Origin of the sequence: Streptomyces ferrugineus (genome assembly GCF_015160855.1) — a bacterium.
GTDB classification, from domain to species: domain Bacteria; phylum Actinomycetota; class Actinomycetes; order Streptomycetales; family Streptomycetaceae; genus Streptomyces; species Streptomyces ferrugineus.
Window position 1 is genome coordinate 8,585,856 of the sequence record NZ_CP063373.1, and the last position, 12,043, is coordinate 8,597,898.

A 12,043-nucleotide genomic window follows, 5' to 3' on the forward strand; every position below is an offset into this window, starting at 1 on the left:
TGCGGTCGAGTGTGTCAGGGTCCGATCGTGCCATGCGACTCTGACAGTTAGGGTCGCAGGCGGCCCGAAGGCCAGGACGTACCAGGACGCTCAAGGAGAGGTCACAGGGGATGCTCAGGCTGGGCAGGCGCGAGTTCGAGGCGCACGAGCCGGTGATCATGGCGATCGTGAACCGGACCCCGGACTCCTTCTACGACCAAGGGGCGACGTTCCGTGACGAGCCGGCCCTCGCGCGCGTGGAGCAGGCCGTGGCCGAGGGTGCGGCGATCATCGACGTCGGTGGGGTCAAGGCCGGGCCGGGGGAAGAGGTGACCGCCGAGGAGGAGGCGCGGCGCACGGTCGGGTTCGTGGCGGAGGTGCGGCGGCGGTTTCCGGATGTCGTGATCAGCGTGGACACCTGGCGGGCCGAGGTGGGGGCGGCGGTGTGCGAGGCGGGGGCGGATCTGCTGAACGACGCGTGGGGTGGGGTCGATCCCGGGCTGGCGGAGGTCGCCGCGCGGTACGGGGTGGGGTTGGTGTGTACGCATGCCGGGGGCGCGGAGCCCCGGACTCGGCCGCATCGGGTGGCGTACGACGATGTCATGGCCGACATTCTGCGGGTGACCGTGGGGTTGGCGGAGCGGGCGCTGGCGCTGGGGGTGCCGAGGGAGTCGATCCTCATCGACCCCGGGCACGACTTCGGGAAGAACACCCGGCACAGCCTGGAGGCGACTCGGCGGCTGGGGGAGATGGTGGAGACGGGGTGGCCGGTGCTGGTGTCCCTGTCCAACAAGGACTTCGTCGGGGAGACGTTGGACAAGCCCGTGAAGGAGCGGGTGGTGGGGACGTTGGCGACGACCGCGGTCTCCGCGTGGCTGGGGGCGCAGGTGTACCGGGTGCACGAGGTGGCGGAGACCCGCCAGGTGCTGGACATGGTGGCGTCGATCGCGGGGCATCGCCGGCCGGCGGTCGCGCGGCGGGGGTTGGCATAGGAGCCTTTCCTCGCCCCCGCCGCCCCTCAACCGCCGGACGGGCTGGTGCGGGCTAGCGGCCCGCCTCCTTCGAGACCAGGGCGACCGCCTCCTGTACGTCGTCCGTGACGTGGAACAGGAGGAGGTCCTTTTCCGAGGCCTTGCCCTGGGCCACGAGGGTGTTGTTGAGCCAGTCGACCAGGCCGCCCCAGTACGCGCTGCCGAACAGGACGATCGGGAAGCGGGTGACCTTCTGGGTCTGGACGAGGGTGAGGGCCTCGAAGAGTTCGTCGAGGGTGCCGAGGCCGCCGGGGAGGACCACGAAACCCTGGGCGTACTTGACGAACATCATCTTGCGGACGAAGAAGTACCGGAAGTTCAGGCCGATGTCGACGTACGGGTTGAGGCCCTGCTCGAAGGGCAGCTCGATGCCGAGGCCGACCGATGTGCCGCCCGCCTCGCACGCGCCCTTGTTGGCCGCCTCCATCGCGCCGGGCCCGCCGCCGGTGATCACCGCCCAGCCGGCTTCGACCAGCCCTCGGCCGAGCTTCACTCCGGCGTCGTACTCGGGAGAGTCGACCGGTGTGCGCGAGGAGCCGAACACGCTGATCGCCGGGGGGAGTTCGGCGAGGGTGCCGAAGCCCTCGATGAACTCCGACTGGATGCGCAGGACTCGCCAGGGGTCCGTGTGGACCCAGTCGGAGGGCCCGCCCGCGTCCAGCAGCCGCTGGTCCGTGGTGCTCGCGGTCACCTGGCCGCGCCGCCTGAGGACCGGTCCCAGCCGCTGCTCCTCCGGTGGCCTCTTGCCCTCGGGGTTGCCGGTAGCCATGTAGCGCTCCCTCCGCTTGCCGGGTCTTTCCACCTCAGCGTAGATCCACGCGGGTTACGGACGGGGGACGTGGGCATGTCCGCCATGAAGCGCCCTGCGCTACGCCGTCAGCCACGCCCTCAGCCGCTCCTCGCCCGCGAGGATCTTCGCCGTCTCCACGCGCTCGTCCCGCTTGTGCGCCAAGTGCGGGTTGCCGGGGCCGTAGTTGACCGCCGGGACGCCCAGGGACGAGAAACGGGAGACGTCCGTCCAGCCGTACTTGGGGCGGGGGGTGCCTCCGACCGCCTCCATGAACGCCGCCGCCGCGGGGTGGGAGAGGCCCGGGAGCGCGCCGCCGCTGTGGTCGTCGATCACGAACTCCTCGACCCTGCAGTCGGCGAAGACCTCGCGGACGTGCGCGATGGCCTCCTCCTCCGTGCGGTCCGGTGCGTAGCGGAAGTTGACGGTCACGACGCATTCGTCCGGGATGACGTTGCCCGCCACGCCGCCCGAGATGCCGACCGCGTTCAGGCCCTCGCGGTACTCCAGGCCGTCGATCAGCGGGTATCGCGGTTCGTACGACGCCAGGCGAGCCAGGATCGGCGCCGCGGCGTGGATCGCGTTCGAGCCCATCCAGGCGCGCGCGGAGTGGGCGCGCTCGCCCCTGGTCTTGAGCAGCACCCTGAGCGTGCCCTGGCAGCCGCCCTCCACCTCGCCGTCCGACGGCTCGAGGAGCACCGCGAAGTCGCCCTCCAGCCACTCCGGGCGGGCCTCGGCCACATGCCGCAGGCCGTTGAGGTCGGCGGCCACCTCTTCGTTGTCGTAGAAGACGAAGGTCAGGTCGCGGTTGGGGGCCGGGACCGTCGCCGCGATGCGGAGCTGGACCGCCACGCCGGACTTCATGTCGCAGGTGCCGCAGCCCCACAGGACCCCGTCCTCGTCCAGCCTGGACGGGACGTTGTCCGCGATCGGCACCGTGTCGATGTGCCCGGCGAGGATCACGCGCTCCGGCCGGCCGAGGTTCGTGCGGGCCACGACGTTGTTCCCGTACCGGTCGACCGTGAGGTGCGGCAGGGCGCGCAGGGCGGTCTCGATGGCGTCCGCGAGGGGCTGTTCGGTGCCGCTGACGGAGGGGAAGTCGACGAGCTGCGCGGTGAGCTTCGCGGCGTCCAGCGTGAGGTCAAGGGAGGTGTCGGCCATGGTGCCGACCCTAACGCGCCAGGCCGTCGCCCCACTTTTCCCACCGTTTTTCCACAGCGCTCATACTCCCCAGTAACCTCAGCTACCTTGTAGGGCGTGCCAGAGCCGTCACCTTCTCCCAAGCGCCGTGGCCGCCTCCTCCGCAGCGGGGCGGCCTTCATGGTCCTGCTCGCCGTCGCGGGTTATCTCGTGGTGCAGTACGTCACCGGAGGCACGGGAGCCCCGGGCTGTGACGTCGTGTCCGGCAAGGGGGACGCGGCCAGATACGAGTTCACGCCGGAGCAGGCGGTGAACGCGGCGACGATCGCCGCCGTCGGCACCGGCCGCGGGCTGCCCGAGCGGGCCGTGACGATCGCGCTCGCCACCGCGCTCCAGGAGTCGGGGCTGCGCAACATCGACCACGGCGACCGCGACTCGCTGGGCCTGTTCCAGCAGCGGCCCTCGCAGGGCTGGGGCACACAGGAGGAGATCCTCGACCCGATCTACTCGGCGGGCATCTTCTACGAGCACCTGGTCAAGGTCCCCGACTACCTGCGGCTGCCCCTCACCGTCGCCGCACAGCGCGTTCAGCGCAGCGGTTTCCCGGAGGCGTACGCCAAGCACGAGCCGGGCGCGACACTGCTCGCCGCCGCGCTCACCGGGCGTTCGGCGGCCACGCTGACCTGCGAGGGGCGCCCCGGCGCCACCCTGGCCGCGGGGGCGGACTCGGTACGGGACGCCCTGCTGCGGGACTTCGGGCGCGACGCGCTGCAGCCGGCCGCGGCGGAGGTGGGCGGCGCGAAGGCCGCGGCCTCGCCCACCCCGTCCGTGATCAAGCAGGACGACCGGACCGTCGTACTGCCGGTCCCCACCGACGAGGACGCCGGCGCCGGGCGCAGTGCGACCGAACGCGGGTGGCAGCTGGCCCACTGGGCCGTGGCCAACGCCTCCGATCTGCACATCAAGCGGGTGTCGTACGCCGGGCGGGTGTGGACCGCCGGGAACACCGACAGCCAGTGGCGCCCGATCACCGCGCCGGGCGCCCCGGGGGCCGGGAGCGGCTCGGGTTCGGTCCGCATCGTGACGGCTGCGTAGTACGCGCGGCAGTTCGACAGGTCACCCCCACGGGTTGGTCGACGTGTCGGGCGGCGACGGCCTGGGCAGGTTTTCGCGCGGTCATCCATGAATCCGTCAAAAGCCTTGAGAACAAAGAGCTGTAAGGATTCCGCACACTTTTGAACGGGATGCGGTTTGCCCGTTTTTATCCGCAGGCGATAATGCGACGCATTGCCAACTCTTTACGTTGGCGCGCCGCAACCTTCGCGGGCTTCGAGCGGTAGTCACTGCGTCCGAGCCCGGAGATCAACAGCCAGTCGGTCAACTGCTGGGCGTGGTCGGACACTTCATCGTTCTTATCCGACACACCCGTCGAAGGAGCATCATGTCCCTCCCCCTGACCCGCCGGATCGCCCGTGCCGCGCTGCTCGTCGCTGCCGGAGCGGCTGCCGGGGTCGGTGCGGCCGGCTCCGCCAGCGCGGCCCCCGAACTGCCCGACGCCTCCAAGGTCGGCGGGCTGACCGCCCTGGACGGCACGACTGTCGTCGACGGCGCGGCCGCGAACGCCACCGGGATCGCCGGTGGTGCCGTCGACACGGCGGTCGACAAGGCGCTGCCGACCGCGACGAAGGCCGGCGACAAGGTGACCAAGACCGGCGGCAAGGCCGCGAAGAAGGCGGTGCCGACCGCCGCCAAGGCCAGCGGCAAGGTGACCAAGACCGGCGGCAAGGTCGCCAAGGAGCGCGCCGCCGCCGCGCAGGAGACCGCGGGTGGCGTGGCCGGCTCGGTCGGCTCCGTCCTCGGCGACGCGGCCGGCTCGGCCACGCAGGGCGGGCTGCCGTCGACCGGACTGCCGGTGCAGGGGCTTCCGGTCAGCTGACGCTGGGCTGCGCCTGGCTTGAGCCGACGGGGTTCAGGGAGATTTCCCTGGGCCCCGTCGGCTTTCGTGTGCGCGCGTGGGTTACGCCAGCCTGCGTACCGCCGCCGCCACGCGCTCGTCCGTCGCCGTGAACGCCACGCGTACGTGGCGGGCGCCCGCCTCGCCGTAGAAGTCGCCGGGGGCCGCCAGGATGCCCAGGTCGGCCAGGTGGGCGACGGTGGTCCAGCAGGACTCGTCCCGGGTGGCCCAGAGGTAGAGGCTGGCCTCGCTGTGTTCGATGCGGAAGCCGTGGGCCTCCAGGGCCTCGCGCAGGGCCTTGCGGCGGGCCGCGTAGCGGTCGCGCTGGACGCGGACGTGTTCGTCGTCGCCCAGGGCCGCGACGACCGCCGCCTGGGTCGGCGCCGAGGTCATCATGCCGCCGTGCTTGCGGATCTCCAGAAGGGGGGCGAGGACGGCCGGGTCGCCGGCCAGGAACGCCGCGCGGTAGCCCGCCAGGTTCGAGCGCTTGGACAGGGAGTGCACCGCGACGATGCCGTCGTAGGAGCCGCCGTTCACATCCGGGTGCAGCACCGAGACCGGGTCGGCCTCCCAGCCCAGCTCCAGGTAGCACTCGTCGGAGAAGAGCAGGACGCCGTGCGACCGGGCCCACGCGACGATCCTGGTCAGCTCCTCCTTCGACAGCACCTTGCCCGTCGGGTTCGACGGGGAGTTCAGCCACAGGAGCTTCAGGCCCCGCGGGTCCAGCTCCGTCCCCGCGGCGGTAGCCGCAAATGTCTCCGTGTCATAGGCCTCGTAGTCCGCGCGGGCCAGGCGGGCGCCCACCTCGTACGTGGGGTACGCCAGGCGCGGGTAGGCCACCCTGTCGCCGGGGCCGAGGCCCAGCTGGGTGGGGAGCCAGGCGACCAGTTCCTTGGAGCCGACGACGGGGAGCACATGGCGGTAGGTCACCTCGCGGGCGCCCAGGCGGCGCTCCAGCCAGCCGGTGATCGCGTCACGCAGCGCCGGGGTGCCCCAGACCGTCGGATAGCCCGGGGAGTCCGCCGCCTCGATCAGGGCCTTCTGGATCAGCTCGGGGACCGGGTCGACCGGTGTGCCGACGGAGAGGTCGACGATGCCGTCCGGGTGCGCGGCGGCCGTCTTCTTGTACGGCTCCAGCTTGTCCCAGGGAAAGGTCGGAAGGCGCTCGGAGACTGCGGACACGGGATCTGGCTCACTTTCTGGTACGGCCGCCGGTACTACCGGATACGGCGACGCCTCGGTCCCGTACGGTGATCAAGGCGATCAGGCCGTACGGGACCGAGGCGGCGCGCTGTGCGCGGGTCGCCCGCGGGGATTACCCGGCCTGCGGCGGCAGCGCGGCGATGAAGGGGTGGTCGCGCTCGATCAGGCCCAGCTTGCTGGCGCCGCCGGGGGAGCCGAGCTCGTCGAAGAACTCGACGTTCGCCTTGTAGTAGTCCTTCCACTCCTCCGGAGTGTCGTCCTCGTAGAAGATCGCCTCGACCGGGCAGACCGGCTCACAGGCTCCGCAGTCGACGCATTCGTCCGGGTGGATGTACAAGGACCGGGAGCCCTCGTAGATGCAGTCGACCGGGCACTCCTCGATGCACGCCTTGTCCTTCACGTCGACACAAGGCTGCGCGATGACGTAGGTCACGCTGTCGTTCCTCCTCGATAGGGCGCTGGCGGGCCTCCGTAGGCTCCGCCGCCTGGCGCGCGGGAGCGCGGCGTCGTCGATGCCCGCCCCTAGTATCTCCGTTCTTGGGCATGATCCGAACAGGAGGGGTGAACTGACCTGTGGAAATCTCTGCCACCGGGCGCCTTGAGGTCCGTATCACCGCTGCTGACGTGGGTAAACGGGTCTCGGTACGGCGCTTGAGCGATCCTGGAGCGCCGGGTGAGAAATTCACCGACACGGTGGGTGTTCTCGCATCATGGAACGACGGTGTGCTGCTGATCACACGGAAGAGCGGCGAGACCGTCCGCATCCCGGAAGCCTCCCTGGTCGCGGGCAAGGTCGTTCCCGCCGCCCCGGCCCGGCGCCGGGGGCCCTCAGCCTCGTACGAGGAACTCGCGCACGTCGCCACGCGCGCGTGGCGGCCGGTGGAGAGCGAACGGCTCGGCGAGTGGGAGCTGCGGGCCGCGTCCGGATTCACCCGGCGGGCCAACTCGGTGCTGCCGCTCGGCGACCCCGGGCTGCCGCTGGAAGACGCGCTCGATGCCGTACGGCGCTGGTACGGCGACCGTGGGCTTCCCGCGTACGTCCAGACCGCGACCGGGGCCGAGGGCACGCAGGAGCTGCTGTGCGCGGAGCTGGAGCGGCTGGGGTGGGTGCGGGAGGTGTCGGCCGGGATGTGGATCGGGGCGCTGGCGCCGATCGCGGACCGCGACGAGGGCGGCGGGGTGGTGCTGGCCCGGGAGGCGGACGAGGCTTGGCTTACGCGGTATCAGCGCAAGGGGGTGAGCGAGGTGGCCCTGAAGGTGCTGTCGAGCGGGCCGTCGGTGTGGTTCGCGACGGTTCCCGGTGCGGCGGGTGAGCCGCCCGCCGCGATCGGGCGGTGTGTCGTGGACGGGCGGTGGGCCGGGTTCGCCGCCGTGGAGGTGGATCCGGCGCTGCGGCGGCAGGGGCTGGCCACCCGGGTGATGGCCGCGCTGGCCCGGCGGGCGCTCGACGAGGGGGCGTCGGCGGCGTGGCTGCAGGTCGAGACGGACAATGTGGGCGCGCGGGAGATGTACGCCGGGATGGGGTTCACCGCGCATCACGCGTACCACCACTATCGATCTCCGTGAGCAGTGGTACCGATCGCCGTGAAAGGGCACGAGCCAGCTATGCGTCCCCTGTACCCCCCGACCCCCGAGCGCTCCGCCGAGCTGCGGCGGCGGTTCGCCGAAGAGGCGCGGTCCGAGCGGCCTGATCTGTCCATGCTGTGCCTGCTGGTGGGAGCGGAGGCCGACGGCGCGCTGGACGAGACCGGGATGGATTCCGCGCAGGTGGAGCTGGACGCGCTGGCGGGGCAGCTGCCGTACCGGCCCGGCGGGCCGCGGGCGTGGGCGGTCGCGCTGCGGGAGCTGCTCGGGGAGCGGTACGGGTTCCGGGGCTCCGCCGCGGACTACCAGCGGCTGGAGTCGTCGTTGCTGCATCAGGTGCTGGTGCGGCGCAGGGGGCTGCCGATCCTGTTGTCGGTGGTGTGGATGGAGGTCGCTCGGCGGGCGGGGGCCCCGGTGTACGGGGTCGCGTTGCCGGGGCACTTCGTGGTGGGGTTCGGGCCGGCCGGGGACCAGGTGCTCGCCGATCCGTTCGACGGGGGGCGGGTGTTGACCGGGAGCGATGCGGAGTTGCTGGTGGCGGGGGCCACCGGGGCGGCGCTGCATCCGTCGATGCTGACGCCGGCGGACCCGTTGGACGTGGTGCTGCGGATTCTCAACAACGTCCGGGCGTGGGCCGCCGCTCGGCCCGAGCGCACGGATGTGGCCCTGTGGGCGGTGGAGTTGTCGTTGTCGCTGCCGTCGCATCCGGCTCGGCTGCGGTTCGAGCGGGCGCAGTTGCTCGTGCAGCGGGGGGACTTCCTGCGGGGGGCGGCCGAGCTGGAGGCGTACGCGGAGGTGGTGGGGGCGGTGGACGAGTCGGCCGCGGACCGGATTCGGCAGCAGGCACAGGGCGCGCGGGCGATGCTCAACTGACGGTTGTCGTCACAGCCAGCCCTTCTCCCGCGCGATCCGCACCGCCTCCGCCCGGTTCCGTACCGCCAGCTTCTGGATCGCCGTCGACAGGTAGTTGCGGACCGTGCCCTGGGACAGGTGCAGGGCCGCCGCCAGCTCGGCGTTGGTCGAGCCGTCCTCCGCCGCCCGCAGGACCTCTCGCTCGCGGTCCGTCAGCGGGTTGGCGCCCTCCGCCAGCGCCGCTGCCGCCAGGGTCGGGTCGATGACCCGCTCCCCCGCCAGCACCTTGCGCACCGCCTCGGCCAGTTGGGCCGCCGGGGCGTCCTTGACCAGGAAGGCGTCGGCGCCGGACTCCATCGCGCTGCGCAGATAGCCGGGTCGGCCGAAGGTGGTGAGGACGACCAGCTTGACGTGCGGGAGCTCCCGGCGGACCCGGGCCGCCGCCTCGATGCCCGTCATGCCCGGCATCTCGATGTCCAGCAGGGCCACGTCGACGCCGTGCTCACGGGCCGCCGCCGTCACCTCGTCGCCGCGCGCGACCTGGGCGACGACCTCGATGTCGTCCTCCAGGCCCAGCAGGGCGGCCAGGGCCTCGCGGACCATCGACTGGTCCTCGGCGAGGAGGACCTTGATCGTGCGGCTCATGAGCCGGATCCTACGGGTCGGTCACCGGGCACGGGGACCCGGGCCACCAGCCGGAAGCCGCGTCTGACCCGGCCCGCCTCCAGCGTGCCGCCGGCCTTCTCCAGGCGCTCGGTGAGGCCGGTGAGGCCGTTGCCGGGGCCCGCGCCGGAGCCGCCCGAGCCGTTGTCCTCGACGGTGAGCTCCAGCAGCGGCCCGTCCAGGGTCTGGCGGCGCAGCAGCTCGACCGTGCAGGCGTTCGCGCCGCTGTGCCGTACGACGTTGGTGATCGCCTCGCGCAGCGCCCAGGCCAGGGCCGCCTCGCCGTCCTCGGGTACGCCGGTGAGGTCGGGGTCAGCCGGGACCTCGGCGGTGACCGAGGCGGCGGTCAGGGCCACCTGGGCGCCCGCGAGTTCGGCGGCGAGCCGGGGGCGCCGGTAGCCGGTGACCGCCTCCCGGACGTCCACCAGGGCCTGGCGGCTGACCTGTTCGATGTCGGCGACCTGCTGGGCCGCCTTGTCGGGGTGGCCGGGGAGCATACGGCCGGCCAGCTCGCTCTTCAGCGTGATCAGCGACAGTGAGTGCCCCAGCAGGTCGTGCAGATCGCGGGCGAGGCGCAACCGCTCCTCGTTGGCGGCCAGTTGGGCGACGGTGGCGCGCGCCTTGCGCAGCTCGACGGTGGTGGCCACGAGCTGCCGGATGCCGGTCATGGAGTAGCCGACCAGGGGCACCACCAGGAACAGGCCCCAGGCCGCCTCCAGGTCGTGGGCGTGCCAGCCCGCCAGCATCATGGCGGCGGTGGTCAGCGGGATCGTCCAGTAGGCGACCCGCAGCGGGAAGGTCACTCCGCACATGACGGAGACGTACACGAACAGGCCGAGCCAGGAGCTGCCGAAGCCGAGGGCCAGGGCGACCGCGAGGATCCACTGCACGGCGACCGCGGCGGCGACGGTCCCGCCGCGGAAGGGCCGGCCCATCGTGCGGAAGACGACGGCCAGGTAGATCCCGACGAAGGACACCAGGCCCGCCCAGCCGGCCGCCGTCGCCCCGGTCGTGTGCTCCCCGGAGGCCAGATCGTCCACCGGGGAGGCGAGGAAGACCAGCCACGGCAGGACCCACACCAGCTTGCGCACCGCCTCGCCCCGACTGCGGGGCGGCCGGCCGATCCGCACCAGCCGGTCCGCCCGGGCTTCCTCGTCGGGCCGCGGGGCCTGCGTCATCGTGCTCACGCCTTCAGCGTGTCCTTCCGGTACAGCCAGGCCGCGCCGCCGGTGAACAGGGCGAAGAAGACGACGAGTACGGCGACGTCCTGGGCATGGGGGGCCTGGCTCTGCTCGATCGCCTGTCCCAGGGCAGCGTACGCGTGCGTGGGCACCCACCTGGCGATGTCCTGGAGCCACGTCGGGAAGCTCGTCGTCGGCATCCACAGGCCGCCCAGGATGGACAGCCCGAAGTAGGTGATCATCGTGATCGGCCGGACCGCGTCCCCGTTCGCGAGATAGCCGATCGCGACACCGAGCGCGGCGAAGACCAGACTCCCGGCCCAGATCGCGCCGGTCAGCGCGAGCCACTGCCAGGCGGCCAGGCGTACGTCCTTCACGATCGCCGCGACGACGAACACGACGGCGATCGACGGCAGGCTCACCACGGCCGAGCCGGCCGTCTTCGCGAGCACGTACCCGCGCCCGGGCAGCGCCGTCAGCCGCAGCTGCCGTACCCAGCCGCCCTCGCGCTCCTTGGCGATGCGCTCGCTGTTGCCCATCAGGACGGCGGTCAGGGCGCCGAAGGAGGCCATCGAGACCATCATGTAGGCCGGGAGGGTCAGCCCCGTCCCGTCGACCTTCGCGGTGCCGTCGGCGCCGCCCGCGATGAGCAGGAACAGCAGCGAGGGGTAGAGCACCGAGAAGAAGAGGAACTTGCGGTTGCGCAGGGCGCGGGTGATCTCGAGCTTGATCAGGCTGTTCACGGGGTACGGGCCTCCTCGGCCTCGGTGATGGCGACGAACGCCTGCTCCAGGCCGAGCCCGGCGACCTCCAGGTTGCGGGGGTGGAGGCCGAGGCCGTAGAGGGCGTGGACGGTGGCGTCGGCGTCGGAGGACTGGATGCGGACGGTCCGTCCCGAGATGTGCAGGCCGCTCAGGGAGGGCAGGCCGCGCAGGGTCGGCTCGTCGATCCGGTCGTCGTACAGATCGAAGGAGATCCTCCGGACCCCCGCCTTCGCCTTGATCTCGGCCGCCGTGCCGTCGGCCAGCAGCCGGCCCCGGTGCAGGACGAGCACACGGTCGGCGATGGCGTCGGCCTCCTCCAGGTAGTGCGTGGCGAACAGGACGGTGCGGCCCTGGTCGGCCTGTTCGCGCATGGTGGCCCAGAAGGCCTGGCGGGTGCTGACGTCCATGCCGGTGGTCGGCTCGTCCAGGACGATCAGATCGCTGTCGCCGGCGGTGGCGAGGGCGAATCGGACGCGCTGGGCCTGACCGCCGGAGAGCTTGTCGACCTTGCGGTCGGCGAGCTGGGAGATGCCGGCGCGGGCGAGGACGTCGGTGACCGCGTAGGGCCTCGGGTGCAGATCGCGGGCGAGCCGGACCAGTTCGGCGACGGTGACCTCGTCCATCAGGCCGCCGCTCTGCAGCATGGCGCCGACCCGTCCGGCGACGATGGCCTCGCGCGGGTCGGTGCCGAGGATCGCGACCTTGCCGCCGTCGGGCCGCTTGAGGCCGAGCAGCAGATCGAGCGTGGTGGACTTGCCCGCCCCGTTCGGGCCCAGCAGGGCCACGGTCTCCCCCGGGTGCAGCGCGAGCGTCAGCCCGTCGACGGCCCGCACGCTCCCGTAGTTCTTGCTCACTTGGTCGAAGTCGACCACTGTCGCTGTCATGCGTTCCAGGGTGACCGCGCG

The 12,043-nt window shown here is 72.0% G+C and carries 13 protein-coding genes; 5 read left to right on the forward strand and 8 right to left on the reverse strand.

Annotation, left to right across the window (positions count from 1 at the left end):
• Positions 1 to 110: 110 nt before the first annotated feature.
• Positions 111 to 971: a dihydropteroate synthase gene (gene folP, locus IM697_RS38165; RefSeq protein ID WP_194041131.1), complete on the forward strand. Its 861-nt coding sequence runs from the start codon at positions 111 to 113 to the stop codon at positions 969 to 971.
• Positions 972 to 1,023: 52 nt separating this feature from the next.
• Here folP and IM697_RS38170 read toward each other — a convergent pair whose 3' ends face one another.
• Together IM697_RS38170 and dapE are read right to left on the reverse strand one after the other, a co-directional pair.
• Entirely contained in the window at positions 1,024 to 1,779 is a 756-nt protein-coding gene (locus tag IM697_RS38170) for an LOG family protein (protein ID WP_194041133.1), read from the reverse strand.
• Positions 1,780 to 1,878: 99 nt separating this feature from the next.
• Positions 1,879 to 2,958, reverse strand: coding sequence for a succinyl-diaminopimelate desuccinylase (dapE, locus tag IM697_RS38175; RefSeq protein WP_194041135.1), 1,080 nt, complete (start codon positions 2,956 to 2,958; stop codon positions 1,879 to 1,881).
• A 96-nt stretch (positions 2,959 to 3,054) separates the two neighbouring features.
• Between dapE and IM697_RS38180 the strand changes: the two genes are divergently transcribed.
• Both IM697_RS38180 and IM697_RS38185 read left to right on the forward strand, forming a co-directional pair.
• Positions 3,055 to 4,032, forward strand: a complete 978-nt coding sequence (locus IM697_RS38180; protein WP_194041137.1) for a VldE C-terminal domain-containing protein — start codon at positions 3,055 to 3,057, stop codon at positions 4,030 to 4,032.
• A 346-nt stretch (positions 4,033 to 4,378) separates the two neighbouring features.
• Positions 4,379 to 4,873: an ATP-binding protein gene (locus IM697_RS38185; protein ID WP_194041139.1), complete on the forward strand. Its 495-nt coding sequence runs from the start codon at positions 4,379 to 4,381 to the stop codon at positions 4,871 to 4,873.
• An 81-nt stretch (positions 4,874 to 4,954) separates the two neighbouring features.
• Here IM697_RS38185 and IM697_RS38190 read toward each other — a convergent pair whose 3' ends face one another.
• Entirely contained in the window at positions 4,955 to 6,073 is a 1,119-nt protein-coding gene (locus tag IM697_RS38190; RefSeq protein WP_194041141.1) for a bifunctional succinyldiaminopimelate transaminase/glutamate-prephenate aminotransferase, read from the reverse strand.
• A 133-nt stretch (positions 6,074 to 6,206) separates the two neighbouring features.
• The gene (gene fdxA, locus IM697_RS38195; protein WP_194041143.1) at positions 6,207 to 6,527 is read right to left on the reverse strand and encodes a ferredoxin; all 321 of its coding nucleotides are present in this window, start codon (positions 6,525 to 6,527) and stop codon (positions 6,207 to 6,209) included.
• Between the two features lie 140 nt (positions 6,528 to 6,667).
• Between fdxA and IM697_RS38200 the strand changes: the two genes are divergently transcribed.
• Both IM697_RS38200 and IM697_RS38205 read left to right on the forward strand, forming a co-directional pair.
• The gene (locus IM697_RS38200; RefSeq protein ID WP_194041145.1) at positions 6,668 to 7,660 is read left to right on the forward strand and encodes a GNAT family N-acetyltransferase; all 993 of its coding nucleotides are present in this window, start codon (positions 6,668 to 6,670) and stop codon (positions 7,658 to 7,660) included.
• 39 nt (positions 7,661 to 7,699) lie between these two features.
• The gene (locus IM697_RS38205) at positions 7,700 to 8,551 is read left to right on the forward strand and encodes a transglutaminase family protein (RefSeq protein ID WP_194041147.1); all 852 of its coding nucleotides are present in this window, start codon (positions 7,700 to 7,702) and stop codon (positions 8,549 to 8,551) included.
• Between the two features lie 9 nt (positions 8,552 to 8,560).
• On the opposite strand, the gene IM697_RS38210 is transcribed toward IM697_RS38205, so the two are convergent.
• From IM697_RS38210 to IM697_RS38225, 4 genes are read right to left on the reverse strand one after another with little or no spacing between them, the layout of a single operon-like run.
• Positions 8,561 to 9,175 (reverse strand): response regulator transcription factor, encoded by a 615-nt coding sequence (locus tag IM697_RS38210; RefSeq protein WP_194041149.1) that lies wholly within the window; start codon positions 9,173 to 9,175, stop codon positions 8,561 to 8,563.
• Positions 9,172 to 10,371: a sensor histidine kinase gene (locus IM697_RS38215; protein WP_194050046.1), complete on the reverse strand. Its 1,200-nt coding sequence runs from the start codon at positions 10,369 to 10,371 to the stop codon at positions 9,172 to 9,174. The genes IM697_RS38210 and IM697_RS38215 overlap by 4 nt, the downstream gene beginning before the upstream one ends.
• A 5-nt stretch (positions 10,372 to 10,376) precedes the next feature.
• A complete protein-coding gene (locus IM697_RS38220) occupies positions 10,377 to 11,117 on the reverse strand; it encodes an ABC transporter permease (protein ID WP_194041151.1) in 741 nt (246 codons plus the stop codon).
• Complete coding sequence (locus tag IM697_RS38225) at positions 11,114 to 12,022, reverse strand: ABC transporter ATP-binding protein (protein ID WP_194041153.1); 909 nt, start codon at positions 12,020 to 12,022, stop codon at positions 11,114 to 11,116. The genes IM697_RS38220 and IM697_RS38225 overlap by 4 nt, the downstream gene beginning before the upstream one ends.
• Between the last annotated feature and the right edge of the window lie 21 nt (positions 12,023 to 12,043).